The sequence below is a fragment of the Brachyspira innocens ATCC 29796 genome, assembly GCF_000384655.1.
Lineage (GTDB): Bacteria > Spirochaetota > Brachyspiria > Brachyspirales > Brachyspiraceae > Brachyspira > Brachyspira innocens.
On the sequence record NZ_ARQI01000129.1, the window covers coordinates 1 to 21381 of the forward strand.

Genomic DNA, 21381 nt, shown 5'->3' on the forward strand with positions numbered 1-21381 from the left:
TATTTATTGAAAATTATTTTAATGTTAATTTTAGATTAAGATAATACATGATGTAATAAATAAACCAAATATTATTTATATTATAAATTTTCTATTTCTTCTATACTCAATCCTGTATTATCACTTATAAACTTTATATCTAAACCAGACTTTTTTAAATTTTTAGCTATTGTTATTTTATTTTTTTCAATACCTTTTTCAATACCTTTTTCAATACCTTTTTCAATACCTTTTTCAATACCTTTTTCAATACCTTCTTTAATACCTTCTTCTTTAGCTTTTTTCATATCTAATTCTATGCTTTTATTAAAAAAGTAAGTATCTACTTCTCTTTTTTTATATTTATCCATTACTGGACTATCATTAACAAATGTACGGCATTTTTTTTCTACTTCTTCAAATATAGTATTTTCTTTCATCAAGACAGACATGTCTTCCCCCTTAAAAAATTTTATCCAAGAAATGAATTCTCTATGTATATTATCTAAACTTTCTATTGCAGAAATATTTTTTAAATTGAATTTAGGAAGCTCTAGGAAATGTAATTGACAATGATCGGTCAGAATTTTATTGTTATTTAACTCTTTTAATACGTAACAGCTATGAATTTTATCTTCATCTGTAAGTATAAAGTTTGTAATATTAATGCTTACAGTTGGTTTTAATTCATCATAAAAAGAACCTCTATTTAAACTAGAACTATAATTATAAGCCCAATAGTATAAAGCCCTTTTTATAAAATCTTCATTTCCTCTCGATTGTATTTCTATTAAAACGGTTATACCTGTTTCTGTAGTTGCTTTTATATCAACTATAGACTCTTTCTCATCATAGTTTTCAGCAATATTGAATGGATTAAGTATTTCTATTTTCTTAAAAGTTTCAAAGTTTAAATCTTTAAATACAGCATTAATAAAGTTTAAAGCTATATTTTCATTTCCAACATGAGAGAATAAATAGCGTATAAAATAGTCATTAATTCTATTTAAATTATCAACTGTAACAGGCTCATTTAATATTTGTTTTAATTTATCTAAATATTTCATAATTTTATTATACTAACATTAATAATAAATGTAAAGTAGTATAATTTTATAAAATATAATAACAAAATATCAGAATTATTTCGTAATTAACTTTTTTATCTTGATAGTATTAAAAAACACTAATTTATACAAAATATAATATACAAATTTTCAATAACATTTATAATTTAATCATTTATTATTAATAAATTTTATATAAATCGATGAAAGATTAGTCAAGTCAGCATCATCTTCTGCTTTTGAAGAGAGAATATAATAAATATCATCTATTCTCCATAAAGTAAACTTCTCACCATTTGAAGAAATATTATATTCAACATTGATATCATCTTCTATAAAATTTTTTCCGCTATTTTTATAATCGCCGTAAAATGATAATAGATTATTAGAGTTTTTAGAAGCTCTGTATATATATGAATTATTCATATAATCAAAATCAATCTCTGCAATGTCTTTATTGATTATAAAATATTTTGCATTTAAACTATCTTCAGGAGCTGAAATTTTTATGCCCAAAGGAATAAATGAATTAGGAGAATCCATCTGCACATAATCTAAAACATTTTCCGATATATTATCATTATTTCGTGTTTTTTTATTTTCATCATTTGAACATGAAACAGCAAATAAAAAAGCACAAGTGATTAAACTGATAAATATTCTTGTCATATATTATAAGCCTTTAATCAAAAGTTTTCATTTCTAGCAGATATTTTTTGAATATAGTAAATAATATATAATCAATTTTTACTTCATCTTTCAAAAAATTATCATACATATAATTTAAAATATCATCATCTGTATCAATTTCATTAAAACATATATCTCTTTTATATTTTAGAAAATCATATAAATCTAATATCTCTAAAATCTTTACTGGATAATACACAGAAGATGTAAAATTAAGTATATCTTTAGAATCAAAAGTAATTAAATACTGATATTCAAAATTTGGTCTTTTCGCTCTCATAGCATCGCATAATGTGATTGCAAAGCCGTAACCATATCCGTAATATTCATGATGAAGCCCTACTGCTAAATTAACGTCCTGATTATTTGATATAGAATATTTAAGATAGTTATAAGACTTAATAGCATGAGAGTAAAGTTCATTATTACTATTTTCTACAGGTAAATAATTAATAATTTCAGTTAATGTAATATCATGAAGAAGTGCCGCAATAGCCATATTAACAATTTCAATATAATCAAACTGTCTTATACCAAATTTAAAAATATTATCTAATTTACTTGTATCTTTAATAAATCTATTTTTTTAGATATTTTATCATAATACGGCATATACTCATTTTTCCATTTAGCCCTTATTTTTGAAAGTATACCCATATTAATATTCTTATTATAAAATATCATATATTCTATTATATTTATGAATAGTCTGTTGCTGTGATCTATTATATTATATCCTGTAAATCCTATAGTATTTGTAAACATATCGTTTTTTTCATATGGTTTATTAAGAAGTACAAAAACACTTTCTGCTACACTTCTTAAAAGCTCTTCATAATTTATATTAAAATTATTAGAATCAAATAATTCATTATCAGATATATTTCCGATAACATTTATTCTCTGCATTAATCCCAATTTTATTAATATCTCTCCTACTATTTCAGCAGCTTTACAAGTAAATTTATCTCTATTTTCTTCTATCTCCAATTCCAATATAAGATTTTTAATATTCTCTATTCTCTTAAAATAATTCATAGACAATATATCTTCAAGCATTTTCTCTTGGGTCTTTCTTACACTTTCTATAGGGTCTTTACAGCTTGTGAAAATAGAATAAAAATAGTCTTTACTATTTAAAGAATTAGGATCTATAAAGAACTCTATCATTTCTAAATATGATTTATATATATAATATTCCGATTTATTAAATAAAATATTATTCTTGCAATCTTCAGTGAATAAAAAATCAACTTTATTGTAAGGCACTGCATTTACAATACCATATTCATTTTTAGAAATAATTTCTATTTTATCTTTTTGTATTAAATCCTTATAGTCTTTGAGCTTATCTAATGATATCAAAGCATAATTATCTAAATTTATTTCCATATAGTTACCCGCTTAAAATAACATAATAATTTGTTATTATATATATATAATAACAATAAAACAAACATTTTATTAAAAAAATTTGTAAAAAGAAAAAAAATTATTATATTATTAAATAAGCAGTATATTATGAAGGAGATAAATATATAAATGGATAAATACAGATATACTCAAGAGGATTTTGCTATACTTGATTCTTATAGAACTATATCTCAATCTCTCGGAAACTACTTAGGTGAAAATGCAGAATTAATATTATACTCCTTTGAAGATAAACAGCATTCAATAATACATATTGTTAATGGTCATTTATCAAATAAAAAATAGGCGATTATTTGTCGGAAAGAGATAAAAGCGTACTGAATGAACTTTTAGATAAAAATAATGATTATAAAAATAATTTTGTAGAAAATGTAACTGGTGAATGCTCAAAAATAAATTATACTTTAATAAAAAATTCTAATAAAATTCCAATAGGACTTATGATGATAAATTGGAATTATGACATTTCTTTGATTAATACTCTAAAAATATTTATTCCAGAACACTCTGCTAACAATACCGAAATAAAAGAAAATAAAAACAGTAAATCTGAGGAGATAATTTTAGATGCTATAAAGAAAGTTATTACTGGAATAGACAAAGATGAAGTGGGGCCATCTGTTTATAACAAAACAATTATAAGAAAATTATTTAATCAAGGAATCTTTGAGTTTAAAGAATCAGTTCAGATAGTAGCAAATTATTTAAATATATCTCACCATACAGTATATCTGCACCTTAGAAGTATTAAAAAAATAAAAAAAATCGATAATAAATAAAATATAATTGACTATAATTAAAATTTATTATAATTCAACACTAATCAATTATTAGAATGAGGGTGAAATTTATTATATACTTCAAATAATCTTGAATTAGTAACATGAGTATATCTTTGAGTAGTTGCTATAGTTTCATGACCTAATAACTCCTGAACACCTCTAATTTCAGCGTCATTATTAAGAAGATGAGTTGCAAAAGTATGCCTTAATGTATGAGGAGAAAAATCCATAGATATATTTGCATTTCTGATTAGGCGTTTCATAGATGTTCTTATACTTCTGTCGCTTATTGGTTTTCCAAATCTATTTATAAATAAATAGTCATTATTTTGAGAATACTCTTTTTGTATCATTCTTCTTTTTTCCATATAGATATCCCAATTTTCATAAACTATAGGAAGAACAGGAATATCTCTTACTTTAGAACCTTTTCCGCATATTCTCAATGTCTTATCACCTTTTTTTATCATGCTAAGTCTTAAAGAAGCTAGTTCTGAAACCCTTAAACCAATAGCATACATAAATAAAGCCATCATTTTATCCCTTAAAAGAGTAAAATCTCCGTCATCATCTATAGCTAATATTCTGTCTATATCCTCTAATGATAAAAACTTAGCTATATGCTCCTCTCTTTTAGGGCTTTTCATATCAACTATTCTAGTTTTATCAGACAATCCGTTTCTTATTAAATATTTATAAAATTTCTTTATAGAAGAGAGATGTCTTGACATAGTGGAATTAGTTAAAGATTTAGACTTTAAAAAAGTTAAATAATCTCTTACACTATAATGATCAGCATTATCTAGTAAAATATTTTTACTTTCCAAAAAATTAAAATATTCTTTTAAATCTTTATTATAACTATTAATAGTATGAGCAGCAAAATTTAATGTCTGTAAATAGTCACTGAACTCATCAAGCAAAACATATACTTTTTCATCTTTAAAAACGTAATCGGTATGCATATTCATAATAAAGCCTCATTTTTTAGTAAAAATATATTAGTTTGAAATGTTGTTAACTGTTATTCTATTATCGAATAGTTCAAATCATAAATTTATGAAGTATGTTAACTTGATAATATTTTTTTATTTTTATTATGTAAAAAAAGTATATATTTTATATAAAAAATTAAGCAATATAATTGATTTTAGTTAGTTAGTTTACTATACTAATTTATATATAAATAAATAATATAAGGTGATTTAATAATGAGAGATTTAGAAAAAAAGCTAATGGAGTTTTCTCTAAAACTAATAGACGAAAAAAAGGCTAAAATCATAGTGCCAGTAACACCAGAAACAGGATATTGGTTCGGCGGCGGTAATATGATAGAAGATAAAGACGGCAATTTATATATATCAGGAAGATATAGAAACTCTGGGGATTCCAGAACAGGACTTGATTTAGGAGATAGAGGTGCCGAATTAGCGATATTTAAATCTTCTGATAAAGGAAATACTTGGACAAAAATTAAAAGCATATTAAAAAAAGAGCTTCCTAGAGGTGTTTTATCTATTGAGGGAACCGCTTTAAGATTTAACAAAGACAATGAAGTTGAGCTTTATATATCATCAGAAAAATCAGAAAATAAATATCCAGATCATCTTAAAGATTTTTTAAAACCTGGTACAGGTGTATGGGATATTGACGTAATAGTATCTGATAAAATAGAAAATTTAAGTGCTTCCAATGTAAAAGAACTTATAAAAGGCGAAGATTCAAGATTTATACACCTAAAAGATCCTTTTATTTATGACAGCTATAATGGTGAAAAATATTTATTATTCTGCACACACCCTTATAATTGGACTAGCTCTAATACTGGATATATGATAAGAAGAGGAGAAAACCTTAATTTTGAAGCACCTGTATTTTATTTCTTTGAAAAAGGACATACTTGGGACATCGCTATGACAAGAGGAACTTGTATTATTGATATGCCTCAGGTCGGAATATTAAAAAACAAAAGAATAAGTCTATTTTTCTATGACGGAGGGGAATGCGTAAGAAATTTAGATGAACATGAAAAAGCTGTAAAAAGACCTAGAGGATATTCATGCGAAGAACTTGGAGGAGTAGCATATATAGAAAATGGTTCATTTGCCCATATAGAAAGAATAAGCAAAGAACTTCCTTTATTTGTAAGCCCATATGGTACAGGCTGCTCAAGGTATGTTGATGTGCTTAGAACAAAAGACGGAATGTACGCTACTTGGCAGCAATCGCAGGATAATAAATCTCAGCCTTTGGTAATGAATTTTTTGAGTAATGCTGAAATAGAAGACATTTTAAAATAAGTTTTTGAAAAAAGTTTTATTAACAATATTAGGTTGATGATTAAAAATTAATTATCAGCCTAATATCATAATACTTTTTAATTAAGACTATAAACAAATAATTACAGTATTAATGGATTAATAAAATTTAATCAAGAGGAAAGAAGATGAACAGCAAACCTATGGGAAATAAAAAATACATATTTACTGCCCTTTCCATTATAATAGCATTATTAATATGGCAATTTGTTTCATCATCTGATGCAGGTGCGGTTATAGCAAGCCCTGCTGATGTTTTTAAATCATTCATTAAAGAAATCACTAATGGAAAATTACTGCATCATATAGCAATAAGTTTGTTTAGAGTATTATCAGGATTTGCCTTAGCTTTTATAGTTTCTATACCTATAGCATTTTTAATGGGTTGGTATCAGCCTATACAGCTTTTAATAGAACCTATAATTCAATTTTTAAGAAATATCCCAGCATTAGCATATATACCCTTAGTTGTCGTGGCACAGGGAGTAGGTGAAAGTGCTAAGATTACTGTTATATTTATATCTACTTTTTTGGTTATGATTATCACTGTTTATCAAGGCGTAAAAGAAGTAGATTCTACTTTGATAAAAGCAGCAAGAGTACTTGGTGCTAAAGATAAAGATATATTTTTAAAAGTAGTAATACCTGCCTCTGTTCCTTATATATTAGTTGGTATGCGTTTAGGACTTGGAGCTTCGCTTACCACACTTATAGCTGCAGAACTTACTGGTTCAAATGCTGGTTTGGGTCAGATGATACAGGAAGCAAGTCTTTACTTCAGAATGGATATTGTTATGCTTGGTATAATACTTATTGGTATTACTGGATTAGTATTAAACTTAATAGTAAGTATTATAGAAAATAAATTAACAGTATGGCAGGAAAAAAAGAAAAGATAAATAACGTATAATTAAGAGATTATAATATGATAAACAAAGAAGTCAAAGTAAAAATTTCTAATGTTAGTAAAATATATAAAGGCACAAACAAAGATGTTCATGCTTTGGATAATGTTAATTTAGATATTTACAAAAATGAATTTGTATGTGTTATAGGCTCTTCAGGCTGTGGAAAAAGTACATTACTTAATATACTTGCTGGACTTGATACTCCAAATTCAGGCACTATAGAAATAGACGGAAAAGCTATAGAAGGTACAGGTGTTGACAGAGGCGTTGTATTTCAGCAGTATGCTCTATTTCCTTGGCTTACTGTTGCAAAAAATGTGGCTTTTGGTTTAGAGCTTCAGAAAAAATCAAAAGATGAAATAAATAAAATAGTAGATCATTATTTAAAAGCTGTAGGACTAATAGATTTTAAAAACTCATACCCTAAAGAATTATCAGGCGGTATGAAACAGCGTGTAGCTATAGCAAGGGCATATGCAGTTAATCCTAATATACTTCTTATGGACGAACCATTCGGAGCTTTGGATGCACAGACAAGAGCCCAGCTTCAAACCGAATTATTAAATACTTGGGATAATGAAAAAAAAACCTGCTTCTTTATTACGCATGATGTAGATGAGGCTGTATTTTTGGCTCAAAGAGTTGTTATAATGAGTCCGCGTCCGGGCAGAATAAAAGCAATAGTTGAAGTACCTATACCCTACCCTAGAGTTCCAGAAACAAAATTATCTAAAGAGTTTAATGATATAAAAAATGAGTTGTGGCAATTAGTATATCAGGAATATTTAGAAGCAAAAAAATAATTCTATATAAAATAAATGCTTTTGATATTTAAATATATAATTAGTAATAAAAAACAAAAAAAAGGAGATAATATGAAAAAGATAACACTATTCATATTTATAATGGCTTTTGCAATATCTTGCGGAGGAAATAAGACTTCTTCAGAAAATTCATCATCTGCTAACAAAATAAGAGTTGCATATTTAGCAGATTTTGCTGGAACTTCAGCTGCTGCTATAGCTCAAGAAAAAGGTTTTTTTAAAGAAGAAAATTTAGACGTAGAATTAGTAAAATTTTTAAACGGTCCTTCTGAAATTGCCGCTATGCTTTCTAAAGATATACAATTTGCATACATTGGACATGGAGCACACTCTCTTGCTATTCAAGGCAAAGTTAATGTATTAATTCCTAATGGTTTAGGAAAATCAGAACAAATTATAGTAGGAAAATGGGCTAATGTTAATGATGTAGCTGGATTAAAAGGAAAAACTGTAGGTACTCAGCTTGGAACTTCTGGTGATATAGTACTCGATATAGCTTTGAGAAAGGCTGGAATTACAAAATCTGATGTTAATGTTGTAAATATGGATGTAAGCGGTATAGTATCTTCTATGGTTGGTAAAAAAGTTGATGCTGTATCTGTATGGGCACCTTATACTTTTGAAATATCTAAACAGCTTGGCGACGAAGTATTTGTTATAGCATCTATTACAAACTATTTAGATGAAGCAGTATTCCCAAGCAGCTGGATAGTTACTCCAGAATATCAAAAAGATAATCCAGATATAGTTAATAGATTTACTAGAGCTATACTTAAAGCTATGGATTACAGATCTGCTAATATGGAAGACGCTATTGAAATAGTTGCCAAATTAAACGGAACTCCTATTGATTCTGTGGCATTAGAGGAAGAAACTGCTATATGGCTTACTTCTGATGATGTAAAAAAAGCATATTCTGATGGAGAGGCAGCAAAATGGTATGAAGCTCAGCAGAAAATATTTATAAACTCTGGTGTTGTTACAGATGAAGTAGATGTTAATAATTATGTACAAATAAAATATATGAATGATAATGTACTTAAATAAATAAAAAATATTACTATTTAGAAATTAATTTTAATATTTTTTTTCATATTTACATATATATTTCTTTGTAATTAATAAAAAATATAGTATAATATCAAATGCTGATATTATATCGGTAAAATAATTTTTATTAGAAATAAAGGATATGTAATTATGAGTGAGAAAAAAATTGTATTATTAACATTACTAACAGTGCTATTAATATCATGTACTAATGGAGGTAAAGAGGAAGAGGTAAAAAAATAGCTAGAATAAGAGTAGGATATATGCCAGATTTTTCAGGTACTTCTGCTCTGGCAATAGCCTTACAGAAAGGGTTTTTTGAAGAGGAAAATTTAGATGTCTCCTTAATAAGATTTTTAGATGGTCCTTCTGAAATTGATGCTATGCTTTTAAATAATTTAGAATTTGCATATATTGGTCATGGAGCACATACTTTAGCTATTGAAGGAAAAGTTAATGTATTGTTCCCAAATAGTTTAAGTAAATCTGAACAAATTATTGTAAGAGCTGATTCTCAAATAAATACTGTTTCTGATTTAAGAGGTAAAACAGTAGGTACTCAATTTGGAACTTCTTCAGAAATTCTTTTGAATTTGGCACTTAAAACTTTGGGAATAAACAGAAATGAATTAAATATTGTTAATATGGACGGACCTACTATAGTATCTTCAATGTCAAATAAAACAATTGACGCTGCTGCTGTGCAGGCTCCTTACACTTTTAACATATTAAAAAATCTTGGAAATGAAGCAAAAACTATTGCCAATACAATTGATTATTCTGATGCTGGTGCTTTTCCAAGCAGCTGGATAGTTACACCTGAATATCAGACTAATAATCCAGACATAGTTAATAGATTTTCAAGGGCAATACTTAAAGCTATGAATTATAGAACTGCAAATATGAATGAAGCTGTTGAAATAGTGGCAAAACAAAATAACACTGATACTGATGCTGTAAATTTAGAAAAAGAAACAGCTGTATGGCTTTCTGGAGATGATATAAAAAATGCATATCTTGACGGCACAGCTTCAAAATGGTACAAATCGCAGCAAAATATATTTATTTATACAAAAGCTATTACAAATTCTGTTGATATTAATAACTATGTACAAATAAAATATATGAATGATAATATATTTAATAAATAGTTATTATTTAAGTATTATAAATATTAAGCGGTGTGTATTCTTTATGCATCGCTTTTTTAATCATTTATTATAGGATTATAAGAAATAAATAAATGAAAAGATTAAAAGTTAAAAATTTAAAAGAGCAAAACTATATTGATATAGTTAAACTCTTAAAAATTGGAAATTATTCCAGAGCTGATTTAGCTTATAATTTGGAATTGAGCAAAGCAAGTATATCCGTACTTGTAGAAGATTTAATTAATATTGGTATAGTATATGAAAAATGCGGAGGACAGTCATCTTCTCTTGGCGGGAAAAAACCTATATTACTCGATATTAATAAAAATATTGGATATTTTTTAGCTGTACATTTTAGAAGAGAGTTATGTCATATTGCAATAGTAAATTTAGAAAATGAAATTATATATGAACATAAAATGGAAGTTGTAATAAACAAAGATTATAAAATAACTTTTAATCCAATAATAAAAAAAATTAAAGATATTATATCAAAGCATAAAGAAAAAAGAATATTCTCTCTGGGTATTTCAGTACCGGGTAAAACAGGGAAAAAAAATAATTTGCTTATAGACTGTATGGGAATACCAGAATGGAAAAACATACCTCTCAAAGAATATATAGAAAAAAATATCAATATAGATGTTATAATAGACAGATATGCATGTGCTATGCTTACATATAATATACTTGAAGAGATGAAAAAATATATGCCTATACAAACTTCTTCGGTATATATTTACCTTAGTAATTGGCTTGGAGTATCCGTTTCAAATAATGGAAAAATTTTATACGGTACGCATGATACAGCTGCCAACTACTCGCATACAATAGTAACAGATTCAAATTATATATGCTCATGCGGGAAAAAAGGATGCTGGGAATCTGTAGCTAGTATAAAAGCATTTATGAAAGAACTTCAAAACAAAAGTGATAAATATAAAGATTTAACATTTGATGACATTATAAAAAATTATAAAAATGATGATATAGTTATAGATACATATAAAAACTTTTTAGCTTATTGGGTTTCTATAGGAATATACAATATAGTTAATACTTTTGACCCAGAGATAATATTTATAGGCGGAGAAATGATTTATCTGGGTAATGATTTTATTAATGAAATAAAAAATAATATAAAAAATAAATTTAATTCATACGACTTTCTTACAGAAATCAAAATAGTCGAAAACTTCAAAGAAATTGAAATACATGCAGCGGCAGCGATAGCTATATATGATTTTTATAATAACAGTTTATACAAATATCTTTCAGCTAAGTAGAATAATATTAATCTGCGGATTAAAAGCATAATGCTGCTCTATTTTTTTTCTAGTATCTTCTATTAAATTAATAACATCTTCAGCTTTGCTAGGTTCTGCATCTTCTTTATATAAATGCTCATTAACAATATAATTTGGAAATCTTTTATGCCATCTCATAGCACCAAATTTCATATCAAGTCCGCCTACACGCTCTACCATTTCATAGGCTTTAATATCATGAGAATCCTCAAAAACAGGTCCTATATTTGCCTCCATTGGTGCAACAGATCCTCTTATATATCTAAACCAATCTATTCTGTTATCAATACTTTCTGGCAAATCATTATCCAATTTGAACACTGCTGATAATATTACTATGAATTTTCTTTCGTCTTCAGTTAAATTCAAATATTCATCTTTGCTTAATTCTAATACAGAGCAGTCTTTTTTATTAAAGATTTTTACTGATTCCAAAAATTTCAATAATGATATTCCAAAAGATTCTAATTTATCATAAATAGCAGCCCCTATTCTAGTATTAACTAAAGCTACAAACTCTAATCCAGATAAATTTCTAATTCTGGCTTCATGAGAAAGCCTTTCTAAAATAGCAGAACTATTAGATTTTAAAATTCCGTCTTCTAAAAACTCAAAAGTCTCAAACTCCCCTTCTAACGATACTATTATTCCATTATATCCATTATCAGAAACAATTACTTTGCTAGTATCTCCAATAACAAAATAATCTATTTTTTTATTATATAGGAAATTTGCTATATCCAAAAAATCCTCTATCTTTTTTGCAACTATATACAAATCAATATTTCCGCCAACATTAAAACTGCTGAATTTACTAAAAGGCTGATTTTTATAATATTCTATATTTTTTTCTTCGAGAAAACTCTCAACTATCTTGTAACTGTCTTGCATAGTCATTGCTAACCCTCACTATATTACCAGCTCCTAACGTTATTATTATATCACCATCTTTTTTTATACTCTCTAACACTGGCAATACTTCATCTATATTTTTTATATATCTTACATTCTTATTTTGTTTTTTTACTATATCACATATAATCTCACCATTAACCCCAGCAATAGGAGCTTCTCCTGCAGCATAAATATCAGTAATAATTACCTCATCAGCATCATTAAAAGCATATTCAAAATCATTTACAAGCAATTCGGTTCTGCTGTATCTATGAGGCTGAAATACTGCTATTATACGCCTATTTTTATATCCGTCTTTAACCGATGACAATGTAGCTTTTATCTCTGTTGGGTGATGGGCATAATCATCAAATAATGTTATCTCTTTATCATACAGTTTATTTAATCTTCTGCCTACGCCTTCAAAAGTTTTAAGACCTTCTTTTATATCAGGAACATCTATTCCTAAATGATAAGCAACACCTATAGAAGCTAAAGAGTTTAATACATTATGTATTCCAATAAGCGGCACAGAAAACTCTCCCAAACACTCTTTATTATGATATGCTATAAAATACGTAATAGGAGCTTCTACTCTAATAGAATCTTTATCCACATAAAAATCATATGATTTATCAAAACCATAAGAATAATATTTTTTATTGGCACTTTTAGATAAATCCCTTACAACATCATTCTCAAAACATAAAAATGAACAGCCGTAAAAAGGAACTTTATTAATAAACTCTAAAAAAGCAACCCTTAAAGCCTCAACATTTCCGTAATAATCCAAATGATCATTATCTATATTAGTTACAACATTAATAACAGGAGAAAGCCTCAAAAAACTTCCATCACTTTCATCAGCCTCACATACCATATACTCACTGCTTAAATCATTACAAGCAGCATTACTTTTCAAATTAAAATGATTTCCGCCTATAATACAAACTGGATTAAGTCCTGCATGCATCATTATCTGACTTATAAGCGAAGTTGTAGTGGTTTTGCCATGAGAGCCTGATATTGCTATGCCGTATCTCAAACGCATAAGCTCTGCAAGCATCTCCCCTCTCGATATAACTGTTATCTTTTTTGCCTTTGCTGCAACTATTTCTTCATTTGCAGGACTTATAGCTGATGAAGTTACAACTGCTGTAATATCATCTTCTATATTAGAAGCATGATGACCATAATATACTTTTATACCAGATTTTTCTAAAGATTCAGTTTTTGCTGTTTTTGCCAAATCACTTCCAGTTATAGTAAAACCAATAGCATTTAATACACTTGCTATTGCACTCATTCCTATTCCGCCTATTCCTATAAAATGTATCTTTTCTTTTCTTTTTGTAAACATTATGTAAGTTAATCCTTTAATATTAAATCAAAAAATTCAATTATTATAAAAACCAATCAATTATTTTATTTATTTTTTAAATTACTCATTATATCATCTACTATTGAAGATACAGCCCTTGAACTCCAACTGCTTCTAATTTTTTCACGCATAGCTTTTAATCTTTCATCATTATTTAAATTATTTATAACAACACTTTCTAACTTTTCTTTATCTAAATCAGATTCCTCTATTAAATAAGCCATATCTTTATTAAGCAAATCCAAAGCATTAAAATACTGATGATTATCTGTTGCATATGGAAAAGGTACAAGCAAAGAAGGTACATTAACCGCCAATATCTCACTTATAGAACTGCTTCCAGCCCTAGATATAACAAAATCAGCCGCATGAAGTAAAGTTGCCATATCTTTATAATAGCTATGCACAAAAACATTATCAAATTTAGCATTATTCACTTTTTCTATTATTTCAGAAGCCCATTTATGACCAGCAAGCCATTCTATACGTACATTTTTTACTTTATCTTTAATATCTTTTATACACTCAAAAAATAGTTCATTTAATTTTAATGCTCCCTGAGAACCGCCCATCACAACTAAAAGTTTATCATCATTAGATAATTTCATAACTGTTCTAGCACCCTCTCTATTAACTACAAAAAAGTCATTTCTTACAGGGTTTCCAAAAACTTTTCCTTTAGGCATAAACTCTAAAGTCTTTGAAAAAGTTAAATAAGTTTGTTTTGCATATTTGTAGAATATTCTATTAACTTTACCCGGTATAGAGTTCTGCTCGCATAAAAATATAGGTATATTATTCCATTTAGCCACATACAGCATAGGAAGAGATACAAACCCACCCATTCCTATTATACAATCGGGTTTATGTTTTTTAATAATTTTTAATGACTTCATCAAAGCAGGTATAAATTTTAATATAAATAATATTTTTTTCCAAAAATTACCAGGAGGATTAATATTAATAGTATTAAAATCATAATTATGTGGTATAAGATGATAGTCTTTTTGAGCAACTACAAGTCTAGGTTTGTGTCCCTGATGTTTCACATAATCATATATTGAAATAGCAGGTGTTATATGTCCTGCTGTACCTCCTCCGCATAAAATAATATTCATTTTTCACTCCTTTGAGTTATTTTTAAAAGTATAGCAACCATTATCATATTGATAACTAAAGCATTTCTTCCATAACTAATAATAGGAAGCGGCATTCCAGTAGTAGGTATCATAAGAGTTGCAACCATTATATTTAAATATGCCTGAACACTTATAAACATAGTTATAGCAAATGAAAGATTTTTTAAAAACAGATCATTTGTCCGCGATGATATAATAAAACCTCTTATAGTAAATGATAAAAACAAAAGAAGTATTATTAAATTACCTACCAAACCATATCTTTGAGACACTGAAGCATATATAAAGTCAGTTAATGCTGCAGGCAAATGAGTGCTTACATCTCTTATTTCTTCATCAGGTATGCCAGTAATTCCTCCATAATTAAATGCCAATTTTGCCCTTCTAATTTGATAAATATCCTCTTCCGACTGAGACTGTGGGTCAAGATATGAATTAACTCTGCTTCTCATATACGGTATATTAAATATAAATAAAGCAAATAGTATTGCAAGAAGCAATGCCGAAAAAAGTAAAGATTTAAAAGGTATACCGCCGTAAAAAAATATTGAAAAGCCAACCATAGCAAATAATAATGCTGTTCCAGAATCAGGCTCTATAAGTATAAGTCCGGATACCAAACATAAAATAAGAAGCGGAGGAAAAAGCCCCTTTTTTATATCAAATAATTTCTCGCCTTTTTTACTAAGTACACTTGCAAAATATATACTGCATGTCACCTTTGCTATTTCAGAAGGCTGTATAGTAATTCCAGAAGGAAGTAAAAGCCATCTTTTAGCATAACTTCCAGCCACTGTTATACCAAATAAATATACCCATACTAAAAGAAGCAATGTAAAAAGTAAAAGAAAAGGCACCATCTTATCTAAAAATCCAAAAAAATCTGGGAGAATAAGAACTACTAAAGTACCTAATAACATTATAGATAATAATTTTAAATGATTATTAAAATATCCGCCATTAGGCTCATGTATAGTTTGAGCACCATATATAGCTACTAAACCAGCCACAAGTAAGGCTATATATATAATCAATAAATATCTGTCCGGCATTAATTTTCTTTTTATCATATTAAAATAAACACTCTTCAAATTATTCTATAATATTTTATAAGCTAATGACATTTTAAGCTCTATAAAAGTCTCATTATTATAATAAGGAAGTCCTACATGAAGACCAGCTGAAGCTCCTATATTGAATAATAATCTCTCTTTCAAAAATTTAAAATTGACAATAGCTGCTATTCCTAATTTATGCGATAAATGTTTAGAATTAATCAAATAAGTAAGTCCGTAATATCCGCCTATATAAAATAAACTAATTCTTCCTAAAAGAAAAAAATCATTAATAAGTTCAAACTCGCTTTTTTTATGAAGTATAGAAGTTCTAGGGTCATAATAGTATTCTTTATCTCCAACATTAACATATGAAATATTTAAATTATTTATCAAAACAAAATTATTAAAATTAAATATAAAGTAAGGAGAAACATTTATTATATAGCCAAAAGCACTGCCTTTCTTCATAGCATAAAGTTCATCAAAAGAATAGCTTACATCTTTACTGTCGAAACCAGCATATCCAAAGTTCATTATATTAAACATAAAATCAGCATATCCGCTTATTCTCACACCCAAAAACGAAAGCGGCCTAATATCAGCAAATACTCCTACCATATCCGAAGATAAAGAAAAGTTATTTTCTATACCAAAATCTGCTTTAGTACCTTTGAATAAAAAATTAGTAGCATCTTTATACATATACAATCTATAGTATAATCTGGTTTCTAAATTAAATTTTATATAATTAAATCCTCCTAAAGCAGTTTGTTCTATAAAAAGTTCATTACTATAAATACCAGTGTTTGTATTTAATGATAATTTTCTCTCATACATATCCATATTAAAAAGAGTATTTATATCAGCAAAAACAAGGCTTGGATATAAACAAATCATTACTATAATAATATTTATCTTTTTCATTTAAATCTTTAATATCCAATACAAACTTTTTAATATGATACTTTATAAAACAAAAAAATCAAGATTATATGTATTAAAAATATATTGAAAAAAAATATATATATGTTAATATTAATTTAAGGCTGTATCTTATTTTAAGGTATTTTTAATGTATAGAAGTATTATCAAATCCATAATGGAAAATCGTATTGGAGTGATAAAAAAAGACTCTAATCTATTAGAGTTAGTATCTATTGCATCTAAATCTTCTAATAAAATACTTGCCGTTGTAAATGATTCTGATAAAATTGTAGGTGTTATAAATTGCGATAATATTTTAATAAATGTTATCAAAGATATCTCAAAAAAAAGTTCTAAAAATGCTGTAATCAATAAAGAAGTATCTGATTTTATGAATAAGAATCTTATAATAGCACATCCTGAAGATGATATACTTATGACTTTTGATATTATGAAAAATAATAAAATAGATTATTTAGTCATCATAAACTCAGACAATTATCCTATAGGTATTGTAAATATTTACGATTTATTTGAAAATGTAATAAAAATCAAAATGCGTAATATGAGTTTCAGTGTAAATGAAATCGAAAAAAAATATTCCATAGAAAAAGACAAAGTTATAAAAAAACTTATGAAAGAAATAGATACTCTTCATGCACAGTCTACAATAGATCCGCTGACAGGACTTTTTAATGTACGTTATTTTAATAAAATAATAGAAGAAGAAGTTGACAGAGCAAAAAGATACAAATACAGCATTTCTATAATATTTATGGATTTGGATCATTTCAAAGATATTAATGATATATACGGACATGACTGCGGAAATGTAGTTCTTCATGAAATTGGTAAACTTTTAAGCAATGCTTCTGATAATAATGTTCATATGCTGAGAAAAAGTGATATTGCTATACGTTACGGTGGTGAAGAGTTTATAGTAATATGCCCTAATACCAAAAAAGAACAAGCCTACATAGTAGCTGAAAGAATACGTAAAACTGTAGAAAAAAAGAGATTTAATTATGAATCTACTATAATAAATGTTACAGTGAGTGTAGGAATAGCTGAGCATAAGGGTACATCGAAAAAGCCTATAGCTGACACCATAAAAAATGCTGACTCGGCTATGTATGAAGCTAAACATCTTGGAAGAAATAAGGTTATAATGCATTAATTTATATAAAAGTCAATTCACTAATTCAATTCTTAATCTTTTCACATTTTTTAAATATTAATAATATAATAATTAATCTAAGTATTAGACTTGTTTCAAAACTAAATTAAGAAATATTTATACTATTTTAATTTTTAATATTTTTATTTTTATAACTGGGGCTTTGCCCTTACGAAGTACACAGCGTGACCGCTCTGCGTGCTTCACAAAACCCCACTTCTTTTCCCGTCCGCTCTGCGTGCCATATGCAAGGCACCTACTCGGTGGTGACCCATGCACAGCCCGCCTCACTCTGTGTGCCGTAGGCAGGCGAGAAGCAAAATGACTGCATATTTATATACTAAAAATTTTTAAGTTTGTCAATTTTTTTATTCAACTTTTTCCCGCCGCAAAAAGTTGCAAAAAGTGCAAGTATAAAAATAATACTAAATAGCACTAATTATGTTTTACATGTAGGATAAATTATTAAATTTAGGCTGAAATATTAGCCTTTCGCTACTGCGGGCTGTGCCTGCTTCTTTGTGGCACGCCACAGGCGGACAGCGTCCAAAAGAAGTGGGGTGCTGCGTAGCACACAGCGTGGTGGGCAAAGCCCTGCAATATTTTAAATTTAAAAAAATATTTTCTTGACAAACTATATTTGTTTAGGTATATACTAAAATAATAAGTTATACGACATGTAAAACATTGCTTTTACAATTTATAAATTATTAAAATTTTATATATAATCTTGTCAAGTACTTTTGAAACAAGTCTATTCAAAAAATATATACAATTATAAAAAATAAAAAAAGCCCCGATATTATTAAAATACCAAGGCTTTTTATATAAATTAAAATAAAAAATTCATTACATAGCTTGTAAAGAAGTTAATACTGCCAAATCAGCTATATCCTGAGCAGAACAGCCTCTTGAAAGGTCATTAGCAGGTTTAGCAATACCTTGAAGCATAGGACCTATAGCAGTACATTTACCTACTCTTTGAGCTATTTTATATCCTATATTACCAGCATTTAATTCTGGGAATACAAGTACATTAGCATTACCTTTAATAGGAGAACCAGGAGCTTTTTGAGCACCTACTTTTTCTACTATAGCAGCATCAAACTGCATTTCACCATCATAAGCAAAATTTACATTACGTGAATCTAATATTTTTTTAGCTTCTATAACTTTATCAACACTTTCATGTTTAGCAGAACCTTTTGTAGAGAAAGAAAGCAAAGCAACTTTTGGTTCTAAACCAGTCATAACCCTGTAAGATTCAGCAGTAGATTCAGCAATATCAGCAAGCTGTTCAGAAGTAGGCTCAGGTATAACCGCACAGTCAGCAAAACAAGCTATACCATTTGTAAATAAAGATTTGTCTGGGCTTTCAATGAAGAATGTAGAAGATAAAGTTTTAATGCCTTTTTTAAGACCAATTAAAAATAAAGCAGCTCTTAACATTTCACCTGTAGCATATACTGCTCCTCCTACCATACCGTCAGCATCGTTGGAAGCAAGCATAGCAGCACCAGTATAAACTGAATTGTTAATAATTAAATCTTTAGCCTGATCTTTAGTCATACCTTTTTTTTCTCTGGCTTTAAAAAGCATTTCAATATAACTTTCAGTTTTAGCATCTTTATTAGGGTCAAAAATTTTAGCAAAATTACCGTCTAACTCTAATGCATTTTCTTTTGCTAAAGCTTCTATTTTAGAAGTATCTCCAACTAATATAACGCCTTTAACTAACTGTTCTTTCTTTAAAATAACTGCAGCTTTAACATGTCTTTCATCATATCCTTCAGCCAATATTATAGTTTTAGGATTAGATTTTACTTTTTCTCTTAAATTATCCATAAATGATGCCATAATAAAAAACCTCTTTAAAAATAAAATTACTATCTATATAGTTTAATACATAAATAGTATTTTTGCAAACATATACCATGCATATGTATAATTTTTATATAATATATACGATTTAAAATTAATTTTTTTCAATATTTAAAACAAATTCATATAAAAATAAAAAATCTATTTTTAATAATTAAAATTTCTTTAATACTTGTTATATATAAAAAGGGAGCATTCAATGCTCCCTAGTAAAATTATTAAAAATTATAATTTATAAATCAGCTCCATTTTTTGTATGTAACCAAAGTAGGATCTTCAACTTGTTTAGGGAAATAATCCTCACAAGAACCTTCTCTGTAAACATCAGCAGTAGCACAATGCAAACCGCCTCCAAATGGATAAGCATCTCTAAATGGTACTGGTATAACATTCATTCCAAGTTTGTCCATTTGTTCCAACTGATGTACTTCGCTTGCTTCTACCAATACTGTTTTATGGTCTAATACTAAACAGTTCATAGAAAGCCAAACACTTGAATAACAAAGAGGAGGAGGAGTTTCATGTGCAGGCTGTGCTGCATCAACTATTTCCCAGCCATTAGCTTCAAATATTTTTCTTTGTTCTTCTGGAAGTTTTCTAGTAGGGTTATTAATTATCAAACCAGGTCTTAATGGTACAAATGTAGCATCAATGTGAATTGGATAAGGGTCTCCAGGGAAGTTTACAGCATGTACTCTGAAATCTGGATACTGTCTTCTTAACCATTCCATAGCTTTTCTGTTTGTTGTTAGTCCATGCTGACAGAATAAATCTTTACCTAATCTCATAACATCAGCAGCATCAAAAAGTATTTCATGTTCCGTAGTTACCATATGAAGTTTAGCAGTTCTTTCAAGTAATACCTCTTCTGTTACATCTCCATCAAAATAATGCATATCATAACTAGCATCTCCAAGTTCTGGACGAGGTGCTGCTATCCATCTGAAATCAGGGTCTTCATCAAAATATTTTCTAAGTATTGGAGAATAAGCCAAATATTCAAAATATCTTGATCTGAATGACATAGGAGCTGCTATTATATCACTGCCTACAGTAAGAAGTACATCTCTAGGAGGCATACAGCCGAACATACTTCCAGTCATAAAATGAGGTGTTACAACAGCCTGATTCCATTGAAGAGGTGTAGGTCTGTCAACTTTTACACCATGCTGTTCCAATATTTTACAAAGATTATCCAACTGAGCATTTGCTTTTTCTACTGTATCTAAAGGTCTTGGACCTGTCATACCTCTCATAGGGCTGTTTAAAGGTACTTTAGCTTTAGATGCAGGTTCAGAAGGAGCTATACAGCAGTTATCAGCTCTTCCTACTATAACATGTTTTAACGGGTCAAAATCATTCCACGAATTAACGATTTTCATATTGAGAAATCTCCTTATATTTATTACGGTTTTTT

General features: G+C 27.9%; 20 protein-coding genes and 1 pseudogene. 9 read left to right on the plus strand and 12 right to left on the minus strand.

Annotated elements, in window-relative coordinates:
• Positions 1–80: 80 nt before the first annotated feature.
• From F811_RS0113965 to F811_RS17040, 4 genes are all read right to left on the minus strand, one after another.
• Positions 81–1046: an Rpn family recombination-promoting nuclease/putative transposase gene (locus F811_RS0113965; RefSeq protein WP_020005859.1), complete on the minus strand. Its 966-nt coding sequence runs from the start codon at positions 1044–1046 to the stop codon at positions 81–83.
• Positions 1047–1217: 171 nt separating this feature from the next.
• Entirely contained in the window at positions 1218–1715 is a 498-nt protein-coding gene (locus tag F811_RS0113970) for a hypothetical protein (protein ID WP_020005860.1), read from the minus strand.
• Positions 1716–1728: 13 nt separating this feature from the next.
• Positions 1729–2235 carry an HD-GYP domain-containing protein gene (locus F811_RS17035; protein ID WP_245555873.1) on the minus strand — a complete coding sequence of 169 codons (507 nt, stop codon included), beginning with the start codon at positions 2233–2235 and terminating at the stop codon, positions 1729–1731.
• A gap of 53 nt (positions 2236–2288) precedes the next feature.
• Entirely contained in the window at positions 2289–3128 is an 840-nt protein-coding gene (locus tag F811_RS17040; protein ID WP_245555874.1) for a hypothetical protein, read from the minus strand.
• A gap of 150 nt (positions 3129–3278) precedes the next feature.
• Between F811_RS17040 and F811_RS17045 the strand changes: the two genes are divergently transcribed.
• Both F811_RS17045 and F811_RS0113985 read left to right on the plus strand, forming a co-directional pair.
• Positions 3279–3455 (plus strand): PAS domain-containing protein, encoded by a 177-nt coding sequence (locus F811_RS17045; RefSeq protein ID WP_020005861.1) that lies wholly within the window; start codon positions 3279–3281, stop codon positions 3453–3455.
• 8 nt (positions 3456–3463) lie between these two features.
• A complete protein-coding gene (locus F811_RS0113985) occupies positions 3464–3949 on the plus strand; it encodes a helix-turn-helix domain-containing protein (protein ID WP_020005862.1) in 486 nt (161 codons plus the stop codon).
• Positions 3950–3993: 44 nt separating this feature from the next.
• Here the strand turns inward: F811_RS0113985 and F811_RS0113990 are convergent, their stop codons facing one another.
• On the minus strand, positions 3994–4923 hold the full coding sequence (locus tag F811_RS0113990; protein ID WP_020005863.1) for a tyrosine-type recombinase/integrase: 930 nt from the start codon (positions 4921–4923) through the stop codon (positions 3994–3996).
• A gap of 240 nt (positions 4924–5163) precedes the next feature.
• On the opposite strand from F811_RS0113990, the gene F811_RS0113995 reads away from it, so the two are divergent.
• The 6 genes and pseudogenes from F811_RS0113995 (at position 5164) to F811_RS0114025 (ending at position 11489) form a co-directional block, all read left to right on the plus strand.
• Positions 5164–6252 (plus strand): sialidase family protein, encoded by a 1089-nt coding sequence (locus F811_RS0113995; RefSeq protein WP_020005864.1) that lies wholly within the window; start codon positions 5164–5166, stop codon positions 6250–6252.
• 146 nt (positions 6253–6398) lie between these two features.
• The gene (locus tag F811_RS0114000) at positions 6399–7169 is read left to right on the plus strand and encodes an ABC transporter permease (protein ID WP_020005865.1); all 771 of its coding nucleotides are present in this window, start codon (positions 6399–6401) and stop codon (positions 7167–7169) included.
• A gap of 26 nt (positions 7170–7195) precedes the next feature.
• Positions 7196–7981, plus strand: coding sequence for an ABC transporter ATP-binding protein (locus F811_RS0114005; protein ID WP_020005866.1), 786 nt, complete (start codon positions 7196–7198; stop codon positions 7979–7981).
• A gap of 72 nt (positions 7982–8053) precedes the next feature.
• Complete coding sequence (locus F811_RS0114010; protein WP_020005867.1) at positions 8054–9049, plus strand: ABC transporter substrate-binding protein; 996 nt, start codon at positions 8054–8056, stop codon at positions 9047–9049.
• Between the two features lie 153 nt (positions 9050–9202).
• Positions 9203–10203: pseudogene (locus F811_RS0114020) on the plus strand (ABC transporter substrate-binding protein).
• 92 nt (positions 10204–10295) lie between these two features.
• Positions 10296–11489, plus strand: coding sequence for an ROK family protein (locus F811_RS0114025; protein ID WP_020005870.1), 1194 nt, complete (start codon positions 10296–10298; stop codon positions 11487–11489).
• Here the strand turns inward: F811_RS0114025 and F811_RS0114030 are convergent.
• The 5 genes from F811_RS0114030 to F811_RS0114050 all read right to left on the minus strand — a co-directional run bounded on the left by F811_RS0114030 (position 11478) and on the right by F811_RS0114050 (position 16906).
• Positions 11478–12407 carry a UDP-N-acetylmuramate dehydrogenase gene (locus F811_RS0114030; RefSeq protein ID WP_020005871.1) on the minus strand — a complete coding sequence of 310 codons (930 nt, stop codon included), beginning with the start codon at positions 12405–12407 and terminating at the stop codon, positions 11478–11480. The two genes, F811_RS0114025 and F811_RS0114030, sit on opposite strands and share 12 nt — an antisense overlap.
• Entirely contained in the window at positions 12376–13764 is a 1389-nt protein-coding gene (gene murC / locus F811_RS0114035) for a UDP-N-acetylmuramate--L-alanine ligase (RefSeq protein ID WP_020005872.1), read from the minus strand. Before murC ends, F811_RS0114030 begins: the two co-directional genes overlap by 32 nt.
• A 65-nt stretch (positions 13765–13829) precedes the next feature.
• Positions 13830–14903, minus strand: a complete 1074-nt coding sequence (locus F811_RS0114040) for a UDP-N-acetylglucosamine--N-acetylmuramyl-(pentapeptide) pyrophosphoryl-undecaprenol N-acetylglucosamine transferase (protein ID WP_020005873.1) — start codon at positions 14901–14903, stop codon at positions 13830–13832.
• Positions 14900–15994, minus strand: a complete 1095-nt coding sequence (locus F811_RS0114045; protein WP_020005874.1) for an FtsW/RodA/SpoVE family cell cycle protein — start codon at positions 15992–15994, stop codon at positions 14900–14902. Before F811_RS0114045 ends, F811_RS0114040 begins: the two co-directional genes overlap by 4 nt.
• Before the next feature lie 27 nt (positions 15995–16021).
• On the minus strand, positions 16022–16906 hold the full coding sequence (locus F811_RS0114050; RefSeq protein WP_020005875.1) for a hypothetical protein: 885 nt from the start codon (positions 16904–16906) through the stop codon (positions 16022–16024).
• 148 nt (positions 16907–17054) lie between these two features.
• Here F811_RS0114050 and F811_RS0114055 point away from each other — a divergent pair, with 148 nt between their 5' ends.
• A complete protein-coding gene (locus F811_RS0114055; RefSeq protein ID WP_020005876.1) occupies positions 17055–18083 on the plus strand; it encodes a diguanylate cyclase in 1029 nt (342 codons plus the stop codon).
• An 849-nt stretch (positions 18084–18932) separates the two neighbouring features.
• Here F811_RS0114055 and pta read toward each other — a convergent pair.
• Together pta and F811_RS0114065 are read right to left on the minus strand one after the other, a co-directional pair.
• Positions 18933–19940, minus strand: a complete 1008-nt coding sequence (gene pta, locus F811_RS0114060; RefSeq protein ID WP_020005877.1) for a phosphate acetyltransferase — start codon at positions 19938–19940, stop codon at positions 18933–18935.
• 263 nt (positions 19941–20203) lie between these two features.
• The gene (locus F811_RS0114065; protein WP_020005878.1) at positions 20204–21346 is read right to left on the minus strand and encodes a serine/threonine protein kinase; all 1143 of its coding nucleotides are present in this window, start codon (positions 21344–21346) and stop codon (positions 20204–20206) included.
• Positions 21347–21381: the final 35 nt, after the last annotated feature.

Bases quoted from the DNA above. Each gene is read 5' to 3' on its own strand.
- F811_RS0113965 (WP_020005859.1), bottom strand. From the start codon at position 1,046: ATGAAATATTTAGATAAATTAAAACAAATATTAAATGAGCCTGTTACA.
- F811_RS0113970 (WP_020005860.1), bottom strand. From the start codon at position 1,715: ATGACAAGAATATTTATCAGTTTAATCACTTGTGCTTTTTTATTTGCT.
- F811_RS17035 (WP_245555873.1), bottom strand. From the start codon at position 2,235: ATGGCTATTGCGGCACTTCTTCATGATATTACATTAACTGAAATTATT.
- F811_RS17040 (WP_245555874.1), bottom strand. From the start codon at position 3,128: ATGGAAATAAATTTAGATAATTATGCTTTGATATCATTAGATAAGCTC.
- F811_RS17045 (WP_020005861.1), top strand. From the start codon at position 3,279: ATGGATAAATACAGATATACTCAAGAGGATTTTGCTATACTTGATTCT.
- F811_RS0113990 (WP_020005863.1), bottom strand. From the start codon at position 4,923: ATGAATATGCATACCGATTACGTTTTTAAAGATGAAAAAGTATATGTT.
- F811_RS0113995 (WP_020005864.1), top strand. From the start codon at position 5,164: ATGAGAGATTTAGAAAAAAAGCTAATGGAGTTTTCTCTAAAACTAATA.
- F811_RS0114000 (WP_020005865.1), top strand. From the start codon at position 6,399: ATGAACAGCAAACCTATGGGAAATAAAAAATACATATTTACTGCCCTT.
- F811_RS0114005 (WP_020005866.1), top strand. From the start codon at position 7,196: ATGATAAACAAAGAAGTCAAAGTAAAAATTTCTAATGTTAGTAAAATA.
- F811_RS0114010 (WP_020005867.1), top strand. From the start codon at position 8,054: ATGAAAAAGATAACACTATTCATATTTATAATGGCTTTTGCAATATCT.
- F811_RS0114025 (WP_020005870.1), top strand. From the start codon at position 10,296: ATGAAAAGATTAAAAGTTAAAAATTTAAAAGAGCAAAACTATATTGAT.
- F811_RS0114030 (WP_020005871.1), bottom strand. From the start codon at position 12,407: ATGACTATGCAAGACAGTTACAAGATAGTTGAGAGTTTTCTCGAAGAA.
- murC (WP_020005872.1), bottom strand. From the start codon at position 13,764: ATGTTTACAAAAAGAAAAGAAAAGATACATTTTATAGGAATAGGCGGA.
- F811_RS0114040 (WP_020005873.1), bottom strand. From the start codon at position 14,903: ATGAATATTATTTTATGCGGAGGAGGTACAGCAGGACATATAACACCT.
- F811_RS0114045 (WP_020005874.1), bottom strand. From the start codon at position 15,994: ATGATAAAAAGAAAATTAATGCCGGACAGATATTTATTGATTATATAT.
- F811_RS0114050 (WP_020005875.1), bottom strand. From the start codon at position 16,906: ATGAAAAAGATAAATATTATTATAGTAATGATTTGTTTATATCCAAGC.
- F811_RS0114055 (WP_020005876.1), top strand. From the start codon at position 17,055: ATGTATAGAAGTATTATCAAATCCATAATGGAAAATCGTATTGGAGTG.
- pta (WP_020005877.1), bottom strand. From the start codon at position 19,940: ATGGCATCATTTATGGATAATTTAAGAGAAAAAGTAAAATCTAATCCT.
- F811_RS0114065 (WP_020005878.1), bottom strand. From the start codon at position 21,346: ATGAAAATCGTTAATTCGTGGAATGATTTTGACCCGTTAAAACATGTT.